General features: G+C 72.7%; 14 protein-coding genes. 7 read left to right on the forward strand and 7 right to left on the reverse strand.

The window, feature by feature from the left end; translation table 11 throughout:
• Window positions 1-98: 98 nt before the first annotated feature.
• Window positions 99-1,334 (forward strand): acyl-CoA dehydrogenase family protein, encoded by a 1,236-nt coding sequence (locus AAH979_RS19465; protein WP_346259544.1) that lies wholly within the window; start codon window positions 99-101, stop codon window positions 1,332-1,334.
• A gap of 193 nt (window positions 1,335-1,527) precedes the next feature.
• Here the strand turns inward: AAH979_RS19465 and AAH979_RS19470 are convergent, their stop codons facing one another.
• The 6 genes from AAH979_RS19470 to AAH979_RS19495 form a co-directional block, all read right to left on the reverse strand.
• Window positions 1,528-2,571 (reverse strand): LacI family DNA-binding transcriptional regulator, encoded by a 1,044-nt coding sequence (locus tag AAH979_RS19470; protein WP_346259545.1) that lies wholly within the window; start codon window positions 2,569-2,571, stop codon window positions 1,528-1,530.
• Window positions 2,572-2,743: 172 nt separating this feature from the next.
• Window positions 2,744-4,177 carry a GH1 family beta-glucosidase gene (locus tag AAH979_RS19475; protein WP_346259546.1) on the reverse strand — a complete coding sequence of 478 codons (1,434 nt, stop codon included), beginning with the start codon at window positions 4,175-4,177 and terminating at the stop codon, window positions 2,744-2,746.
• Complete coding sequence (locus AAH979_RS19480; RefSeq protein ID WP_346259621.1) at window positions 4,174-5,052, reverse strand: carbohydrate ABC transporter permease; 879 nt, start codon at window positions 5,050-5,052, stop codon at window positions 4,174-4,176. The genes AAH979_RS19475 and AAH979_RS19480 overlap by 4 nt, the downstream gene beginning before the upstream one ends.
• Before the next feature lie 26 nt (window positions 5,053-5,078).
• Window positions 5,079-6,062, reverse strand: a complete 984-nt coding sequence (locus AAH979_RS19485; protein WP_346259547.1) for a sugar ABC transporter permease — start codon at window positions 6,060-6,062, stop codon at window positions 5,079-5,081.
• Window positions 6,063-6,192: 130 nt separating this feature from the next.
• A complete protein-coding gene (locus AAH979_RS19490; protein WP_346259548.1) occupies window positions 6,193-7,503 on the reverse strand; it encodes an extracellular solute-binding protein in 1,311 nt (436 codons plus the stop codon).
• A 591-nt stretch (window positions 7,504-8,094) separates the two neighbouring features.
• Window positions 8,095-8,640, reverse strand: coding sequence for a plasmid pRiA4b ORF-3 family protein (locus AAH979_RS19495; protein ID WP_346259549.1), 546 nt, complete (start codon window positions 8,638-8,640; stop codon window positions 8,095-8,097).
• 148 nt (window positions 8,641-8,788) lie between these two features.
• Between AAH979_RS19495 and AAH979_RS19500 the strand changes: the two genes are divergently transcribed.
• On the forward strand, window positions 8,789-9,532 hold the full coding sequence (locus tag AAH979_RS19500; RefSeq protein WP_346259550.1) for a pyrimidine reductase family protein: 744 nt from the start codon (window positions 8,789-8,791) through the stop codon (window positions 9,530-9,532).
• Window positions 9,533-9,577: 45 nt separating this feature from the next.
• Here the strand turns inward: AAH979_RS19500 and AAH979_RS19505 are convergent, their stop codons facing one another.
• A complete protein-coding gene (locus AAH979_RS19505) occupies window positions 9,578-11,059 on the reverse strand; it encodes a glycerophosphodiester phosphodiesterase family protein (protein ID WP_346259551.1) in 1,482 nt (493 codons plus the stop codon).
• Window positions 11,060-11,292: 233 nt separating this feature from the next.
• Between AAH979_RS19505 and AAH979_RS19510 the strand changes: the two genes are divergently transcribed.
• The 5 genes from AAH979_RS19510 (at window position 11,293) to AAH979_RS19530 (ending at window position 18,596) form a co-directional block, all read left to right on the forward strand.
• Window positions 11,293-13,050 (forward strand): ATP-binding protein, encoded by a 1,758-nt coding sequence (locus tag AAH979_RS19510; protein WP_346259552.1) that lies wholly within the window; start codon window positions 11,293-11,295, stop codon window positions 13,048-13,050.
• Between the two features lie 17 nt (window positions 13,051-13,067).
• Window positions 13,068-14,213: an exonuclease SbcCD subunit D gene (locus AAH979_RS19515; protein ID WP_346259553.1), complete on the forward strand. Its 1,146-nt coding sequence runs from the start codon at window positions 13,068-13,070 to the stop codon at window positions 14,211-14,213.
• Window positions 14,213-16,696 carry an SMC family ATPase gene (locus AAH979_RS19520; protein WP_346259554.1) on the forward strand — a complete coding sequence of 828 codons (2,484 nt, stop codon included), beginning with the start codon at window positions 14,213-14,215 and terminating at the stop codon, window positions 16,694-16,696. The genes AAH979_RS19515 and AAH979_RS19520 overlap by 1 nt, the downstream gene beginning before the upstream one ends.
• On the forward strand, window positions 16,693-17,664 hold the full coding sequence (locus AAH979_RS19525; protein ID WP_346259555.1) for a hypothetical protein: 972 nt from the start codon (window positions 16,693-16,695) through the stop codon (window positions 17,662-17,664). The genes AAH979_RS19520 and AAH979_RS19525 overlap by 4 nt, the downstream gene beginning before the upstream one ends.
• Window positions 17,665-17,738: 74 nt before the next feature.
• Window positions 17,739-18,596 carry a fused MFS/spermidine synthase gene (locus AAH979_RS19530; RefSeq protein WP_346259556.1) on the forward strand — a complete coding sequence of 286 codons (858 nt, stop codon included), beginning with the start codon at window positions 17,739-17,741 and terminating at the stop codon, window positions 18,594-18,596.
• The last annotated feature ends 92 nt before the right edge of the window (window positions 18,597-18,688 follow it).

An 18,688-nucleotide genomic window follows, 5' to 3' on the forward strand; every position in this document is an offset into this window, starting at 1 on the left:
AACCGCCGGACCCACCCGGGACCGCCGCACCGGCGCCCGCACCGGCCCGAGAGGCACACACCGGAAAACCCGCCGAGCTGAACTGCCGAGGAGCACCGATGGACTTCGGGTTCGACGCGCGCACCGCCGAGCTGCACGAGGCGCTGCACGACTTCCTGACCGACCGGATCCTGCCGGCCGAGCCGGTCCACGCCGAGCAGGTCGCCGCCGCGACCGACCCGACGACCGGGGCCGGACAGTGGAGCCGGCCACCGATCATGGCCGAACTCAAGGCCGAGGCCCGGCGCCGGGGACTGTGGAACCTCTTCCTGCCGCATCCCGAGTACGGCGCCGGGCTCAGCAACCTCCAGTACGCCCCGCTCGCCGAACTGACCGGCCGCAGCCCGCACCTGGCCCCGGAGGCGCTCAACTGCGCCGCCCCGGACACCGGCAACATGGAGCTGCTGGCCGACTTCGGCAGCCCGGCGCAGCGGGAGCGCTGGCTGCGCCCGCTGCTCGACGGCGAGCTGCGCTCGGCGTTCTGCATGACCGAGCCGGAGGTGGCCTCCTCGGACGCCACCAACATCGCCACCCGGATCGAGCGGGACGGCGACGAATACGTCGTCACCGGGCGGAAGTGGTGGTCGACCGGGGCGATGGACCCGCGTTGCGGGATCTTCATCGTGATGGGCAAGACCGATCCGGAGGCGCCCCGGCACCGGCAGCAGAGCATGGTGCTGGTGCCGCGGGACGCCCCGGGCGTGACGGTGCGGCGTGGCCTGACCGTCTTCGGCTACTCCGACGGCGCGCACGGCGGGCACGCCGAGGTGAGCTTCGACGGCGTACGCGTGCCGGTGGACCATCTGATCGGCGGGCCCGGTGACGGCTTCGCGATCGCCCAGGCGCGGCTCGGTCCGGGCCGGATCCACCACTGCATGCGCCTGGTCGGGATGGCCGAACGCGCCCTGGAACTGCTCTGCCGGCGGGCCGCCGCGCGGGTGGCGTTCGGCCGGCCCCTGGCCGAGCAGGGCGTGGTGCAGGAGTGGATCGCCGAGTCGCGGGTGCGGATCGAGCAGGCCCGGCTGCTGGTGCTGAAGACCGCCTGGCTGATGGACACGGTCGGCAACAAGGGCGCGCACACCGAGATCCAGGCGATCAAGATCGTGACTCCGGCGATGGCGGAGTGGGTGATCGACAAGGCGATCCAGGCGCACGGCGGGGCCGGGGTCAGCCAGGACACCCCGCTGGCCGCACTCTGGGCCGGTGCCCGTACCCTCCGGCTCGCCGACGGCCCGGACGAGGTGCACCGGGCCGCGCTGGCCCGCCGCGAACTGCGGCGCTGGACGGGCGACTGAGACATCCGCCTGCGGCGCGCGCCGCCGGGCCGGCAGCCCGGCCGCCCGGCCGGTCAGGCAGACAGCCCGGCCCCCGGCCGGTCAGGCAGACAGGCCGGCCCCCGGCCGGTCAGGCAGACAGCCCGGCCCCCGGCCGGTCAGGCAGACAGGCCGGCCCCCGGCCGGTCAGGCAGACAGCCCGGCCCCCGGCCGGTCAGGCGGAGGTGCGGTGCACCAGGTGGGTGTCGAGCAGCACGTACGGCACCTCGCGCTCCTCCCGCCGGATCCGCGAGACGAGCAGCCTGGCCATCTGTCGCCCCATCTCCTCCATCGGCTGGAAGACGGTGGTCAGCGGCGGCTCGGTCTGCCGGGCGATCGGGGCGTCCTCGAAGCCCACCACCGCCACGTCCTCGGGGACCCGCCGGCCGGACTCGCGTAGCGCCCGCAGTGCACCGCAGGCCATCAGGTCGGAGGCGACGAAGACCGCGTCGAGGTCGGGGCAACTGTCCAGCAGCCGGCGCATCGCCGCCGCGCCGCTGGTCTCGCTGAAGTCGCCGTACGCGATCATGGCCTCGCTGACCAGCCCGCCGCTTTCCCGTACCGCCTCCTGGTAGCCGGCCAGCCGGGCCACGCCGACCCCCATGTCCTGCGGGCCGGCGATGGTCGCGACCCGCTTGCGGCCCTGCCCGACCAGGTGCTCGACCGCCTGCCGGGCGCCACCGGCGTTGTCCACGTCGACGAAGTACGCCCCGGACGGGTCGCCGAGCATCCTGGCCGGCCGGCCGCCGAGCACGGTCGGCAGCCCGCGCTGCTCCAGCAGGGTGGGCAGCGGGTCGGCATCGTGCAGCGAGAGCAGGAGTACGCCATCCACATGCTGGTTGGTCAGGTGGTGCTCGACCCGCTCCCGCTCGGCCGGTGACTGTGCCATCGCCAGCCAGAGCTGCATCGGGGTCTCCAGCAGTGCGGAGCTGATCCCGCGCACGATACCGGCGAAGAACGGCTCGCCGAAGACCCGCTCCTCCGACTCGGAGACCACCAGGGCCACCGAGTCGGTCCGCTGGGTGACGAGGGCCCGGGCCGCCCGGTTGGGCACATAGCCCAACTCGGCGATGGCCCGCTGCACCGCCGCCCGGGCCTCCGGGCTCACCTGGGGTGAACCGTTGACGACGCGGGACACGGTGCCCCGCCCCACTCCGGCGCGGGCGGCGACCGCATCCAGGGTGGGCCGCCCGAGCGAGCGGGTGCGCTGGGTTGTCATCGTCTGTCCCTCCGACGTCGGATGTCCGGCACCGAACCCGTGCGGGCCGGTGCCGGGCACCCCCAATACTGGCTGACCACGCCTATTGAACCTTCCTCGACCTGGGCAGCGCCTCGCCTGCGTCCCGATGTTCAGTCGGGGGCACGACGAACCGCGAACAGAGGTCGAAGGTTCATTGTGCGGCCAAACCGTTACGTCGGATGACGTCGGCGTACCACCTGGCGCTCGACTTGGGAATCCGGCGCTGGCTGTCGTAGTCGACGTAGACCATGCCGAATCGCTTGGTGTAGCCCCACGCCCACTCGTAGTTGTCAAGCAGTGACCAGGCGAAGTAGCCCCGCAGCGGCACTCCGGCGGCGATCGCCGCGTGGCAGGCCCGCAGGTGCGTGTCGAAGTAGCCGAGCCGGTCGGCGTCGTCGATCCGGCCGTCCACCACCTCGTCGACGAAGGCGGAGCCGTTCTCGGTGATGTAGACCGGCAGTTCCGGGTATTCCCGGTGCACCCGCTCCAGGGTCTCGACCAGCCCCGGGGCGTCGATCTCCCAGTTCATGTCGGTCACCGGCATGCCCCGGGTGACGAACCGGACCTGCTCGCTGCCGGGCCAACTCGACTGGGCCCGCCAGTACGGCTCCGGCTCGACTCCCTCGACCGGGGCCGCGACCACGTGCCGGCTGTAGTAGTTGATGCCGAGGAACGACATCGGGGTGGAGATGGTCTCCAGGTCACCGTCCTGGACGTGGCCGAAGTCGGTCACCGGGGTCAGGTCGGCGACGACGTCCGCCGGGTAGCTGCCGCGCAGCACCGGGTCCAGGAAGATCCGGTTGGCCAGCCCGTCGATCCGGCGGGCCGCGTCGGCGTCGGCGTCCGAGGAGGTCTGCGGGGAGACCGCGTACAGGTTGAGGGTCACCCCGACCTCGGCGTCCGGCCGGGCCGCCCGGATCGCCCGGGTGGCCAGGCCGTGCCCGAGCATCAGGTGGTGCGCCGCCCGGACCGCCTCGCCCGGATTGGTACGCCCGGGCGCGTGCGCCCCGGAGCCGTAGCCGAGGAAGGCCGAGCACCACGGCTCGTTGAGGGTGATCCAGTGCCGGACCCGGTCACCGAGGGCCGCGACGGTCAGCTCGGCGTACTCGGCGAACCGGGCGGCGGTGTCCCGGTTCGGCCAGCCCCCGGCGTCCTCGATCGCCTGCGGCAGGTCCCAGTGGTAGAGCGTGATCCACGGCTCGATGCCGTGCTCCAGCAACTCGTCGGTCAGGCGCCGGTAGAAGTCCAACCCGGCCTGGTTGCCCGGGCCGTGCCCGTCCGGCTGGATCCGGGGCCAGGCCACCGAGAGCCGGTACGCCTTCAGCCCCAGCTCGGCCATCAACTTCACGTCGTCGCGGTACCGGTGGTAGTGGTCGCAGGCGACGTCACCGGTGTGCCCCTGCACCACCCGCCCCGGGGTGTGGCTGAACGTGTCCCAGATCGATGCGCTTCGACCGCCCTCATGCACCGCACCCTCGATCTGGTACGCCGCGGTGGCCGCGCCCCAGACGAAGTCGGGGGGAAAGGTGGCGCCCTCACCCTCCTCGAGCAGTTGCGTGGACAGTGGGCTCGCGGAGTTGCTCACGACTTGACGGCGCCTTCCATGATGCCGCCGATGATCTGGCGGCCGAAGATGATGAACACGATCAGCAGCGGCAGGGTCGCCAGCGCGGTACCGGCGAACAGAGCTACATAATCCGTCTGGTACAGGCCGGACGAAAGGATCTTCAACGAGTACTGCACCGTCGGCGTGTCGGGGGTGAGCACGACGAACGGCCAGAGGAACTCGTTCCAGGTCTGCATGAAGGTCAGCAGGCCGAGTACGGCCGCCGCCGGACGCAGCGCCGGCAGTACGACGTTCCAGTAGACCCGCCAGGTGGAGCAGCCGTCGAGCCGGGCGGCCTCGATCAGCTCGTCGCTGATCGCCGACATCGCGTACTGGCGCATCATGAAGACTCCGAAGCCCTGGACCAGGAACGGCACGATCACCGCCTGGAGGGTGCCGGTCCAGCCCAGCTCCACCATCATCAGGTAGAGCGGGATGATGCCGAGCTGGGTCGGGACCATCATGGTCAGGATGATCACCAGCAGCAGCGCGTTGCTGCCCCGGAACTTGAGCTTGGCGAAGGCGAAACCGGCCAGGGTGGAGAAGAAGATCACCGAGATGGTCACCACGGAGGAGACCACGGCCGAGTTGACCAGGCCGTAGAGGAACGCGGCGTCCTCGTTGGCCAGCATCCGGTCGATGTTGCTGAACAGCTTGCCGCCCGGGGTCGGCGGCATCTCGTAGACCGCGCTGTTGTCCCGGGAGGCGATGATGAACGACCAGACGATCGGGAAGACCGAGAGCACCGAGCCGATCACCAGCGCGAGGTAGGTCAGCGGGCTGGCCTGCCAGAGCCGGGCTCCGGGCGCGCCCCGGCCGCGGCGTCGGCGGGACGGCTGCGGCGTCGGGCTCACCGTGCGGGGCAGGGTCTGGATGGTGGTCACTTCTGCTCCCCCTTGACCGAGCGGCGGACCATCGCAAAGTTGATCAACGCGAAGATGACGATCATCAGGAAGAGCAGCCAGGACATCGCGGCGCCGGACCCGTACTCGAAGTTGCCGGTGAAGGTCCGCTCGTAGATGTACATCGCCAGGGTCTGGAACTCGTTCGAGGCGCCGCCGCGGATCAGCCCGAAGCCGTACATCAGGGGCTCGGTGAAGATCTGCAGCCCGCCGATGGTGGAGATGATGATCGTGAAGAGGATGGTCGGCCGGATCAGCGGCACTGTGATCTTCCAGAACTGCCGCCAGGTGGAGGCGCCGTCCAGGGACGCCGACTCGTAGAGGTCCTTGGGGATGGCCTGCATCGCACCCAGGTAGATCAGCGCGTTGTAGCCGGTCCACCGCCAGTCGACCATGAAGGCGATCGCGAACCAGGAGGCGTAGCGGTTGTCCCGCCAGGCGACCGGGTCGATGCCGACGGTGCCGAGCAGCCAGTTCACCAGGCCGTACCGGTCGGCGAAGATCAGCGCGAAGATGATGCCGACCGCGGCCACCGAGGTGATGTTGGGGATCAGGATCCCCATCCGGAACAGGGTGCGGCCCCGCATCTGCCGGTTCAGCAGGTTGGCGATCATCAGCGCCACCACGAGCTGCGGCACGGTGCTGAGCACGAACATGCCGAACGTGTTGTAGGCGGCGTTCCAGAACTGCGCGTCGTCCAGCAGGACCCGGTAGTTCTCCAGCCCGACGAACTCCTTGGTGCCGCTGAGCAGGTCGTACTCGAAGAGCGAGACGTAGACCGTGTAGAGGACCGGGAAGAGGCCGAAGACCCCGAAGAGGATGAAGAACGGGGCGACGTAGAGGTACGGCGAGTACTTGATGTCCCAGCGCCCGAGGCGGTACGACCGCCGGCGGTGCGTCGGTTCCGGGGTGGGTGGCGTGGCAGCGTGCCGTGGTGGTGCCGCGCCGACGACAGAGCTCATTGCGGGGTCCTTCCGGGGAGGTGGACCGGCCGGTGACCTCGCGGCGGTGCCCACACCCTTCCCGGGTGTGGGCACCGCCGCCGGCCCACGGGCACTCCTCACCCGTGGGCGCGGCAGGTCACCGGTCGACCTAGCTGGTCAGCTTCTTGGCCTCGGCCATCGCCTTCTTCCAGGCGGCGTCCGAGCTGAGCTGGCCGCGCTCGGCCGCCTGCATCTGCGGCTCGACCACCGTCTCCCAGATCTGCTGGTGCTTGGCGCCGAGGAAGACCGGCTTCATGTTCTTGACGCTCTCGCCGAAGATCTCGCCGGTCGGGGCGCCGCTGAAGTACTCGCTCTTCTTGTCCTTGAACGCCGGGTCCTCGATGCCGGCGATGTCGGACGGCATCGCACCGGCCTCCTTGAACGCCGCCAGGTGGCCTTCCTTGCTGGTCAGGTACTTGGCCAGCAGGTACGCCTCCTTCGGGTGCTTGGTCTGCGCCGGCACCGCGAGGTAGGAGCCACCCCAGTTGCCGCCACCGCCGGGGATCTTGGCGATGTCCCACTTGCCGGAGTTCGCCGGGCCGGACTTCGGGGCGATGACGCCCTCGGTCATCCACGCCGGGCACGGGATGGTGGCGAACGCCGAGTTCTTGAAGGCGGCGTCCCAGTCGGCGCTCCAGCGCTGTGCCTTGGCGGTCAGCCCGTCGGCGGCCATCTGCAGGCCCATGTCCCAGGTCTGCTTGACGACCGGGTTGGTGTCACCGATGAACTTGTTGTCCTTGTCGAAGAAGAACGTCTCGGAGTTCTGCATGACGTGCGGCTGCATCAGGCTGGTCGCGCTGTCCAGCCAGGCGGCCTTGGCCTTGCCGCTGGCCTTGAACTCCTTGCCCAGCGCGATGTAGTCCTGCCAGGTGCTGATCCGCTTGGACACCTCTTCGCGGTCGGTCGGCAGGCCGGCCTGCTGGAAGAGGTCCTTGCGGTAGCACATGGCCAGGCCACCCACGTCGGTGCCGAGCCCGATCAGCTTCTTGCCGTCCGGGGTCATGGCGTTGTTCCACTTCCACTCCGGGAAGTTGGCCTTCAGCTCGTCCGCCCCGAGTTCCAGCAGGTTGGCGAACTTGTCGTGGTTCTGCACGTACCCCAGCAGCACGCCCTCTTCGAGCCCGACCACGTCGCCGGCACCGCTGCCCGCGGCGAGCCACTGCACCAGCTTCGGCTGGAAGTCCCGCAGCTCGCCCATCTTCTGGTGCTCGACCTTGATGTTGGGGTTGGCGGCCTCGAAGTCCTTGATCGCCTGGTCGTAACCGAAGTTCTGGAAGGTCTGCAGGACCAGCTTGACCTGTCCCCCTTCGCCGGTGGACCCCTCGTTGTCGCTCTTGCTGCACGCCGTGCTGCCGAGAGCCACGCCCGCGGCGAGCGCGGCGACCGCGACGGTGCGGAGCCGGCGCCTGATGACGCTCATCCCTGACCCCTCTCAGGTGGGTAATTCGAGTTGTGGTGGTGGCGGAGATTCGTGTGTGTCCAGCGGTGCTGCTGGTGCTGGCTTGTTCCGGTGGCGCTCAGGTGCGTGTGTCCGCCCGCCGACGGCGCCGGGCGCAGGGCCCGGCGCCGTGCGATGGGGATTCGGTTTGACGCCGCGTCAGCGATCGTGTGGCCTCGGCCACAAACCGCCGGGAGCGCTCCCATGAGATTGCCGGGGCGTTTCGGGGGTGTCAATGGACATCTGGGAGCGTTCCCATTTCGTTACCGTCGGCGCTGGGTCACTCACCCGCAAAGCGGGGCGTTATCCCCGAGGTAACGGGCAGGCCGACGTCCGGGCCAACCGGCGGGTAGCCAGCTCCGTCCCGGCAAGCGATCTCGACACCTGAGGGGTCCGCACGGGGCGCGCGACAGCCGGCGGCACGCTGGCAGCGGAGGTGACGGCCCGACGCCACGCGGCCGGCGGCGGATCAAGCGGTACCGGGCCCACCCGGCAACGCTCCACAGTGGCCGGCGGCCGGCCGGCGGCCCGGTACGCCCCGGCGTTCCCGGCCACGGCCGGGCGTACCCGGGGTCAGCTGAGCCAGCGGGCCAGGGTGCTCGCCCGGGCCGGGTCGAAAGTCGACGGATCGAAGGGCCGGCCGAGCCAGGCGCGCAGCGAATCGTGCTCCGGATGAGCCGGGTCGGCCATCGCGGCGAGGAACTGCCGGTAGCCGTACGGGCCGCCGACATCCTCCGGCGGGCAGGCCCCCGCACCGGCGGAGCAGACCGGGTAGCGCTCGTCGGGATCGGCGCCGAAGACGTCCTCGACGATCACGTCGTGCTCCCACCAGTCGCCGAAGTCGTAGGTGTAGAGGAAGCGACCGCCCTTGGTCGCCACGGCGTCCAGCCGGGTATCCAGCTCGTCGCGGAGCGTCAACTCCCCCTCGGCGTCCGGCACCCCGTACTGCACACCGTCGATGTCGAACGAGTGCAGGTGACAGTTCTGCCAGCCCAGTACGGACTGGAACACCCGGTGCACCCGGTCCAGGGTGTAGCCGCCCGGCACCAGCACCCGCCGCCAGACCGGCGGTGTGACGTCGGCGAGCGACACCTTGAGCTGGAAGATCTGACGGCGCATCGTCTCCCACCCTCTCGGCATAGGCTACCGGCATGATCTGCCGAGCCTGCCGGGACAACAGGCACGACGACTGCCGGGGCCGCAACTGGTGCGACTGCCAGCACCGTACCCCCGCACCCGTCCCTCCGGTCACCGGTCCGGCCAGCGAATGACCGGGAATGTCGGAATAACCCGGCTGTGGCCTGCCCCGGCGGCGACGGCCCTGGACGACCCGGCGCTGATCGCACTCTATCCGCGCCTCGACCGCCCCCACCTGCGGATGAACTTCGTCGCCAGCATCGACGGGGCGGTGGAGTTGGACGGCCACTCCGCCGGGCTGTCCAGCGCACCGGACAAGCGGGTCTTCGGCCTGCTGCGGATGGTCTGCGACGCGCTGCTGGTCGGCGCCGGCACGCTGCGGCACGAGGCGTACCGGGCGCTCCGGCTGGACGAGCGGCGCCGGGCCTGGCGCCGGGAGCACGGGCTGGCCGAGTACCCGAGGATGGTCGTGGTCTCCCGGGCGCTGAACCTCGACCCGGAGTCGGCGGCCTTCGCGGACGCCCCGGTCCGGCCGGTGGTGCTCACCTCCGAGCGGGCCGAGGCGCCGGCCGGGCTCGCCGACGTCGCCGAGTTGCTGCGCCGCGGCGAGGAGCAGGTCGACCTCGCCGCCGGCCTGGCCGAGCTGCACCGCCGTGGGCTCGGCCAACTGCTCAGCGAGGGCGGGCCGCACCTGTTCGGCTCGCTGACCGCCGCCGCCCTGGTCGACGAGGTCTGCCTCACGGTGGCGCCGATGCTGACCGGCCCGGGCGCCGGGCGGATCACCGCCGGGCCGACCACCACCCCGCACGGGATGTCGCTGCGGCACGTCCTCGCCGCCGGGGACGAGCTGCTGCTCCGGTACGTCCGCGGCTGAGCCCGCCGGCGGCGCCCCGGCTCCCGGGGCACCGCCGCGCGGCCGCTACCCCTGGGCGGCGTTCCAGCCGACGAGTTCGGCCGGGCGGTTGGTGATGATCCCGTCCACGCCCAGGTCGTCGAGCTGCCGCCAGCCGGCCGGGGTGTCCACCGTCCAGACCATCAGCGCGATCCCGGCCCGGTGCAGGTCGCCGACGATCCCGGGGCGGGTGAGCAGCGCCGCCGAGGAGGGGTTGTAGGTGGCCAGGCCGAGCTCGGCGGAGATCGCCACCGGATCGGCGTCCAGGGTGCTGCGGAGCAGCCCGAGCGGCAACTCCGGAGCCAGCTCGCGGGTGTACCGCAGCACGTCGACCTCGAAGCTCTGCACGAGCACCCGGTCGGTCATCTGCTGCTCGCGGACCACCGCGACGATCCGGGCGACCTCGGTCCGGCTGTGCGCGCCCTTGATCTCCAGCACCAGCCGGCCGCCCCGGGTACGCAGGTCCGCCAACTGCTCGGCCAGGGTCGGCATCCGTACCCCGGCGTAGTGCGGGGCGAACCAGGAGCCGGCGTCCAGCGCCTTGAGCCGGGTACTGGTCAGCGAGCGGATCGCGCCGGTGCCGTCGGTGGTGCGGTCCACGGTCGCGTCGTGCAGCACGAACGGCACGCCGTCGCTGCTCGGCTGCACGTCGTTCTCGATCCAGTCCGCGCCGCCGCGCCGGGCGATCTCCTGGGCGACCAGGGTGTTCTCCGGAGCGGCCGCCGAGGCGCCCCGGTGGGCGATCACCGCGACCGGACTGCCCGGCGGCCGGAGCAGGGCACTCGGGGCCAGCTCGGTGATCCGGACGTCGTCGAAGGAGACGGTGGCGCCGTTGACGAAGAGCGCCTGGCCGGCCGTACCGGAGCGGCGCAGGCTGCCGGTGCGCAGCATCTCCCGGCCGTCGAAGGACCACCGGGCCTGGCTGCCGTGCACCTCGACGGCGACCCGGACGTCCCGGCCGGTGCCGGCGGCGGTCGGCGCGGCGGCGGTGTCGGTCACGTTCCAGGCGTTGCCGGTGGTGCGTTCGGCGAACTCCAGCCCGTTGGCCGCGGTGGTGCCGCTGCGCATGGTGGCGATCCACCACGGGGTCGCCCCGGTCGCCGGTACGTCCAGGCCGAGCGCGGCCCAGCGGGTGCTCGCGGTCACGGACTCGAAGCGTACGGTCGCCTCGAACCGGAAGTGCGTCAGGTACGCCCCAAAGGTGACCTTGTTGTTCTGGCTGGCGCTGGCCGAGGTGCCGTAGAGTCGGCCGTTCTGCACCCGCCAGGTGCCGTCGACCGCGCGCCAGCCGGCCGGCAGGGTGCCGCCGTCGAAGTTCTCCGACACGTGCACCCGGCCCGGCTCGGCGGCGGCCGGCGCGGGGTGGGCGGTGGCGGCGGCTCCGGCGCCAGCGGTGGCGGCCAGCAGCAGGGCGGCCACGAGCGCCGAAGTACGCCGGGGCCGGCGGCTGTCGTGTCCCGCCGGTGCCGGCGTGTTGCCCCGGTCCGGCGGCGGATTGAGGGTCATCATGGCGCAGAAGGCTAGTCGGGCACCGGGAGCGGACCGCCAAGATCTGGTTAATCTGCCGCAAAGCAGCCGTGTACGGCCGAGTGCGGGACGAACCCGGCGGCTGTCCGGGTTACCGCCGCGCCGCGTGGCACGGTGTCGTACTAGTGAGGCAGGATGCGACTCGTGTGTCTTGACCAGATTCTCACCTTGACCGGCGCGACACCGACCGGGGCGGCACCGACCGGAGTGGCGCGGTGACCGACAGCCCACCGGAGGATCCGGGCGCGGCCGTCGGCCGGGTGCTGGGCACCGCCGACGCCACCCCGTTGCAGTTCTGGACGGCGGTCACCCCGGGCAGCTACCTCCAGCTCGACGACGTGGTGGTGACCCGGCGCGAGCTGCCCGACCGGGAGCCGGTCACCATCGCCGGGGTGGTCACCCAGGTCCGGGCCCGGCACGAGGGGGCGCAGTTCGACTCCGACGTCTTCGCCATCGCCGACGGCACCCTGCCGGCGATGGTGCAGGAAGCGGCCGAGATCACCACCACCCGGGTGGACCCGGAGTTCTACGTGCCGCCCTCCCCCGGCGCGGTGGTCTACCGGGCCGAGGGCGAGGCCCGGTCGGCGGCGCTGCACTTCGACCGGATGGAGCGCCGGGTGCCGATGGGGATCGGCCGGGACGGCGTACCGGTCTTCCTCAACGCCGACTTCCTGGACGGCAGCCGGGGCGCGCACGTCTCGATCTCCGGTATCTCCGGGGTGGCCACCAAGACCAGCTTCGCCACCTTCCTGCTCTACTCGGTGTTCCGCTCCGGGGTGCTCGGCGGCGACGCGGTGAACGCGAAGGCACTGATCTTCAACGTCAAGGGCGAGGACCTGCTCTTCCTCGACCACCCGAACAGCCGGCTGGACGCGGCGACCACCGAGACGTACGCCAAGCTCGGGCTCTCCGCCGGGGCGTTCCCGGACGTCCGGGTCTACGCCCCGCCCCGGCCCGGCGACTCCTCCGGCACTCCGGACGTGAGCAGCCGGCTCGCCGGAGTCGACAGCTTCTACTGGACGCTGACCGAGTTCTGCGCCGACCGCCTGCTGCCGTACGTCTTCGCCGACGCCGACGACGAGCGCCAGCAATACACCATGGTGGTGCACTCGGTCGCCGCCCACCTGGCCCGGTACGCCCAGCCCGCCGACGGCGGGGTCAGCATCGACGGGGTACGGATCAACTCCTACCCCGACCTGGTCGACCACATCGTCGAGCAGCTCACCGACGACGAGACCCGCTCGGAGTGGGCTGGCAGCGCGGTCAACATGGGCACGGTCAACGCCTTCGCCCGGCGGCTGATCGGCAGCAAGAAGGACCTGGCGAGGTTGATCCGAGGTGATCTCGCCACCCGCCGGCCGCACAGCGTGAACACCGCCGAGAGCGCCCAGGTGACCGTGGTCGACCTGCACAACCTGCCGGACCGGGCGCAGCGGTTCGTGGTCGGGGTGACCCTGAAGACCGAGTTCGAGCGCAAGGAGAAGGCCGGCACCGCGAAGCCGCTGCTCTTCGTCGTCCTCGACGAACTGAACAAGTACGCCCCCCGGGAGGGCTCCTCGCCGATCAAGGAGGTGCTGCTGGACATCGCCGAGCGGGGCCGCTCGCTCGGGGTGATCCTGATCGGGGCGCAGCAGACCGCCAGCGAGGTGGAACGGCGGATCGTCACCAACTCGGCGATCCGGGTGGTCGGCCGGCTCGACCCGGCCGAGGCGTCCCGCCCGGAGTACGGCTTCCTCCCCGCCGCGCAGCGGCAGCGGGCGCTGCTGGCGAAGCCGGGGACGATGTTCGTCAACCAGCCGGACATCCCGGTACCGCTCTGCCTGGACTTCCCCTTCCCGGCCTGGGCGACCCGGGTCTCCGAGGCCGGCGCCGCGCCGACCGGGACGCTCCGCTCGATCACCCAGGCCGCCGACCCGTTCGCGGTGGTCGGCACCCGGTCGGGCGTGCTCTCCGACGACGACATCCCCTTCTAGTTACGGGCGGGCGAGCCGTGAAGATCCTGCACACCTCCGACTGGCACGTCGGCAAGGTCCTCAAGGGACAGTCCCGGATCGGCGAGCACCGGGACGCCCTCGCCCAGGTGGTCGAGGTCGCCCAGGCCGAGTCCCCCGATCTGGTGATCGTCGCCGGTGACCTCTACGACACCGCCGCGCCGACCCCGGAGGCGACCCGGCTGGTCACCCGGGCGCTCTCCGCGCTGCGCCGCACCGGCGCCCAGGTCGTGGCGATCGGCGGCAACCACGACAACGGGCCGGCCCTGGACGCGCTGCGCCCGTGGGCCGAGGCCGCCGGGGTGGCGCTGCGGGGCAGCGTCCGGGACAACCCGGCCGAGCACGTCATCGACGGCAGCACCGCCGACGGCGAGGCGTGGCGGCTGGTCGCGCTGCCGTTCCTCTCCCAGCGGTACGCGGTCCGGGCCGTCGAGATGTACGAGCTGACCGCCGCCGAGGCGGTGCAGACGTACGCGGACCACGTCGGGCGGGTGCTCGGGCGGCTGACCGAGAGCTTCGACTCCCCCGACCGGGTGCACCTGGTCACCGGGCACCTGACCGTGGTGGGCGCCCGGACCGGCGGCGGTGAGCGGGAGGCGCACACCGTGCTCAACTACGCCGTACCGGCCTCGGTCTTTCCGAGCGGGGCGCACTACGTGGCGCTGGGGCACCTGCACCGGGCGCAGCAGGTGCTCGGGCCGTGCCACATCCGCTACAGCGGCAGCCCGCTCGCGGTCGACTTCGGCGAGGAGGAGAACCGCCCCTCGGTCAGCATCGTCGAGGTGGGCACCCGGACGGCCGCCCGGGTCCGGGAGGTGCCCATCACGGCGGCGGCGCCGCTGCGCACCGTACGCGGCACCCTGGCCGAACTCGCGAAGGTCGACGACCGCACGGCCTGGCTGCGGGTCTACGTCCGGGAGGCGCCCCGGGCCGGGCTGCGCGAGGAGGTGCAGGAGCTGCTGCCCCGGGCCCTAGAGGTACGGATCGACCCGGAGATGTTGCCGGCCGCCGGTGCGGGCCGGGCCGCACAGCGGGCCGGGCGCTCCCCCCGGGAGCTGTTCGGCGACTACCTGACCAGCCGGGGCCAGGCCGACGACGGGGTACGCGAACTGTTCGACGAGCTCTACGAGGAGGCGACCAAATAGTGCGTCCGCTCCGGCTCGACCTGGCCGGCTTCACCGCCTTCCGGGACGCCACCACCGTCGACTTCACCGACGCGGACTTCTTCGCCCTGGTCGGGCCGACCGGTTCGGGCAAGTCCAGCGTGCTCGACGCGATCTGCTTCGCCCTCTACGGCACGGTGCCGCGCTGGGGCGGCGCCCGGGGCATCGCCAACGCGCTGGCACCGTCGGCCAACGAGGCCCGGGTCCGGCTGGTCTTCGAGTCGGCCGGCGCACGCTACGTGGCGACCCGGGTGGTCCGGCGGGACAGCCGGGGCAACGTGAAGACCGGCAACGCGGGGCTGCAACTGATGCCGCCCGGCTTCGACGTGACGAAGCTGGACACCGGGCTGAGCCCGGAAGACCTCGGCGAGGTGGTCGCCGGCACCCCGGCCGAGATGGACGAGGCGGTGCTGGAGGCGGTCGGGCTGCCGTACGAGCAGTTCACCAGTTGCGTGCTGCTGCCACAGGGACAGTTCGCCGACTTCCTGCACGCCAAGCCGGCGACCCGGCAGCAGATCCTGGTCAACCTGCTCGGCCTCGGCGTCTACGAGGAGGTGCAGAAGCGGGCGACCGCCCGGGCCGGCCGGGCCGACGCCGCACTGGAGGCCGTCGACCGGGTACTCGACGGGCTCACCGGGATCGACGACGAGGCGCTGGCGGCCGCCGCCACCCGGGTCGACGCGATGCGCGAGCTGGCCGACGGGGTCGACGCCGCCGTACCCGAGCTGCGGGCCGCCCGGACCGCCGCGACCGAGGCGGAACGCGCCCTGGCCGCGCTCGACGCCGAACTCGCCGAGCTGGCCCGGGTCCGGCCGCCCCGGGACCTGGCGGTGGTCGCCGACGCGGTCACGGCCGCCCGGGAGGCGGCGACCGAGGCGGCGACGGCGGTGACCGTGGCCGAGGAACGCGAGGAGAAGCTCCGGGGCGAGCTGGCCGGTGCCGGCGACCCGGCGGCGCTGCGGCTGCTGCAACAGGCGCACACCGAACGCCAGCAGGTGGCCGGCGAGGCGGCGACGCTGGCCGGCGCACTGGACTCGGCCGGTGCCGACCACGACGCGGCGGTGGCCGCGCTGGCGTCGGCCCGGGCCGACGCGGAGCGGGCCGGTGCGGAGCTGGACGCGGCCCGGGCCGCCTACCAGGAGGCGCAGACCGCCGACCGCGCGGCGGCACTCCGGGCCCACCTGCACGCCGGCGCGCCCTGCCCGGTCTGCACCCAGCCGGTGACCGAGGTGCCGCCGCTGCCGGCGGGCTCGGCGGTGGCCGCCGCGAAGCAGGCCGGCGAGGCCGCCCGGGCCGCCGCCGACGCCGCCAGCCGGCTGGTCGCCGAGCGGGACCGGGCCGCCCGGGACCTGGAACGCACCCTCGACCAGGCCCGGGCCCGGCACGAACAGCTCACCGCCCGGCTGGCCGACCTGGACGCCCGGCTGGCCGACTCCCCCGGCCCGGCCGCACTGCGCGAACAGCTCGAACTGCTCGCCGGGCTCCGGCGCGACCTGGAGGCGGCCGGCGGCGCGGTACGGGCGGCCCGGGAGGCCGCGCGGCGGGCCCGGGCCGGCGTGGAGGCGGCCGAGGAGCGGCTGCGCGGCGCCTGGCACGCCTTCGACACCGTCCGGGACGGGGTGGCCCGGCTCGGCCCGCCGGCCGCCGACCGGGCCGACGTGACCGCCGCCTGGGCCGGGCTCGCCGGCTGGGCGGCCCGGGCCACCGAGGAGCGGCGCGCGCGGCGGGCCGACGCCGCCTCGGCGGTGACCGAGGCGCACGGCGGCGTCGAGGCGGCGGCCGGACGGATCGCCGCGCTCTTCACCGCCGTCGGGCTGGACCGGCCGGCCGCCGACGCCGACCCGGTCCGGCTGGCGGTGGTCGCCGTCGAGCGGGCCGAGGCCGAGCAGCGCCGCCTGGTCGAGCGCCGGGAGCAGGCCCGGAAACTGACCGAACAGCGGGCCGGGCACGAGCGGGAGTCCCGGGTCGCCAAGGCGCTCGCCGGGCACCTGCGGGCCAACAACTTCGAGCGCTGGCTGCTGGCCGAGGCGCTGGACATGCTGGTCGACGGCGCCTCCCGGATCCTGCGCGAACTCACCGACGGGCAATACGATCTGGCGCACGACAAGGGCGAGTTCTTCGTGCTCGACCACCACGACGCCGGGCTGCGCCGGGCGGTCCGGACGCTGTCGGGCGGCGAGACCTTCCAGGCCTCCCTGGCGCTGGCGCTGGCGCTCTCCGAACAGCTCGCCGGGCTGTCGACCACCACCGCCAGCCTGGAGTCGATCGTGCTCGACGAGGGCTTCGGCACGCTGGACGCGGCCACCCTGGACACCGTCGCCGCGACTCTGGAAAACCTCGCCGCCCGGGGCGACCGGATGGTCGGGGTGGTCACCCACGTACCGGCGCTGGCCGAACGGATTCCGGTCCGCTTCGAGGTACGCAAGGACGCCCGCAGCTCCCGGGTGGAACGGACGGGCCGGTGAGCGCCCGGCTCTTCGTCGACGCCTGGGATCCGGCCTACGGTGCCTCGTTCGAGGCGGCCGGTGGTCCGGCGGCGCCGAGCAGCGCCCAGGTGCAGACCGACGTCGAGCTGCCGGCCGACGAGTGGCGCCCGCTCACCGCACCGGACTCGATCGAGCCGCCGGACGTGGTGCTGCTGGTCGACGGGGTGCGCCGGATCGACGCCAGCGTCTGGACCGAGGAGCCGGACGGCAGCTCGTTTCCCGGCCTGGCCGCCTCGTACGCCGCCGGGGTGGTCCGGTGCGACCTGCGCCGGGGCGCCGCCGAGCTGGCCGGTGCCGAGGTGGAGCGGGGACTCTTCACCGCCAGCCCGTCCGCGCAGGACGTGGTCGCCGGGCAGATCCGGTACGCCGTACACCGGCTCAGCGGGACCGGTGAGCTGAGCAAGCTGCCGGCGGCGGTCCAGGGGCCGCTGACCGCGCTGGAGGTGAAGGTCTCCGGCGCGGTCCGGGACGACGGCGACCTGCTGGTGGTGGATGGCCCGCTGCGCAGCCGGCGGCAACTGCCGCGCACCCTCGGCTACATCAAGACCCAGCACAGCCAATACCTGGACGCCCGGCACACCGCGCTGGTCACCGGGCTGGCCGCCCGGGAACGCTCCCCGGTCTTCCGGCTCGGTACGGCCTGGGGCGGCTACTCGTGGTATCTGCGGTTACCCGGCTCCGGGCGCGGCCCGTGGGCCGGGATCGTCCGGGTGGAGTGCTCGGCCGAACTGGCCGAGCAGCAGGCGATCGAGCTGGCGAACCTCTCCCTGGTCACGCTGCCGAGGTTCGCCTCCACGCCCTACAAGGACCCCCGGGCCCCGCAGAACCTGATCCCGATCGCCGGGCTGGAGCGCCGGCTGCGGGCCCGGCTCGGCGACGGCCGGCTGCTGCACCGCGCCCTGACCCTGGCCACCACCCGGGCCGCCCCGCCGGCCTACACCCGCTGACCGGGCGGTGTGTGGCAGGACCCCTTCCGCCGACCCCCGCCCGGACCGGCGGGCCCGGCGGCCATACTTCACCCGTGGGACGGAAACGGCGGGCCGACGCGTTCGCGGTGAAGGTGCCGAGCGGTCTGGCGGAGCTGCGCCCGGACCCGGACCGGCCGGGCTCGTACACCCTGCTGGTCGACGGGGCGCCGCAGTCGCACGTCGATCTCGCCGACCCGACCCACCTGGAATTCGAGTACGTCCGCCGGATCGCCATCGTGCTCGACCTCGTCGCGCCGGCCGGCGAGCCGCTCCGGGTACTGCACCTGGGCGGCGGGGCGATGACGCTGCCCCGCTATCTCTCGGCCACCCGGCCCGGCTCGACGCAGCGGGTCGTCGAGATCGACGCGGCCCTGGTCGACCTGGTCCGCGAGAAACTGCCCTGGCCGACCGACCCCCGGCTGCGGGTCCGGGTCGGCGACGCCCGCGAGGTGCTCGGCACGATCCGGGACGGCGACTACGACGTGGTGGTGGCCGACGTCTTCGCCGGTGCCCGCACCCCGGCACATCTCTCCTCAGTGGAGTTCGCGGCCGAGGCGGCCCGGGTGCTGCGCCCCGGCGGCGTGCACCTGGTCAACGTCGCGGACGGCCCGCCGCTGCGGTACGCCCGCGCCCAGGTCGCCACCGTCCGGGCCGTACTCCCCGAGGTCTGCCTGATCGCGGACTCGGCGGTGCTGCGCGGCCGCCGGTACGGCAACCTGGTGCTGGCCGGCAGCCGGGCCGAACTGCCGGTGCCGGAACTGGTCCGGCGCACCGCCGGAGACTGGTTTCCCGGCCGGGTGCTGGCCGGTGCCGACCTGGACCGCTTCGCCGACGGCGCCCGGGTGGTCACCGACGCCGCCGCGCGGCCCTCCGCGCCACCCCCGCCGGGCAGCTTCAACATCGCCATCTAGCCGGACACATCGGACGAACATCGCTGGGAGTGCACGCCCCGGCACAACTTCTCCGAGCTGCGTTGATCCGGCCCGGGCCGGAATCCGTACTT

The sequence above is a fragment of the Plantactinospora sp. ZYX-F-223 genome, from assembly GCF_039649625.1.
In the GTDB taxonomy this organism is placed as follows: domain Bacteria; phylum Actinomycetota; class Actinomycetes; order Mycobacteriales; family Micromonosporaceae; genus Plantactinospora.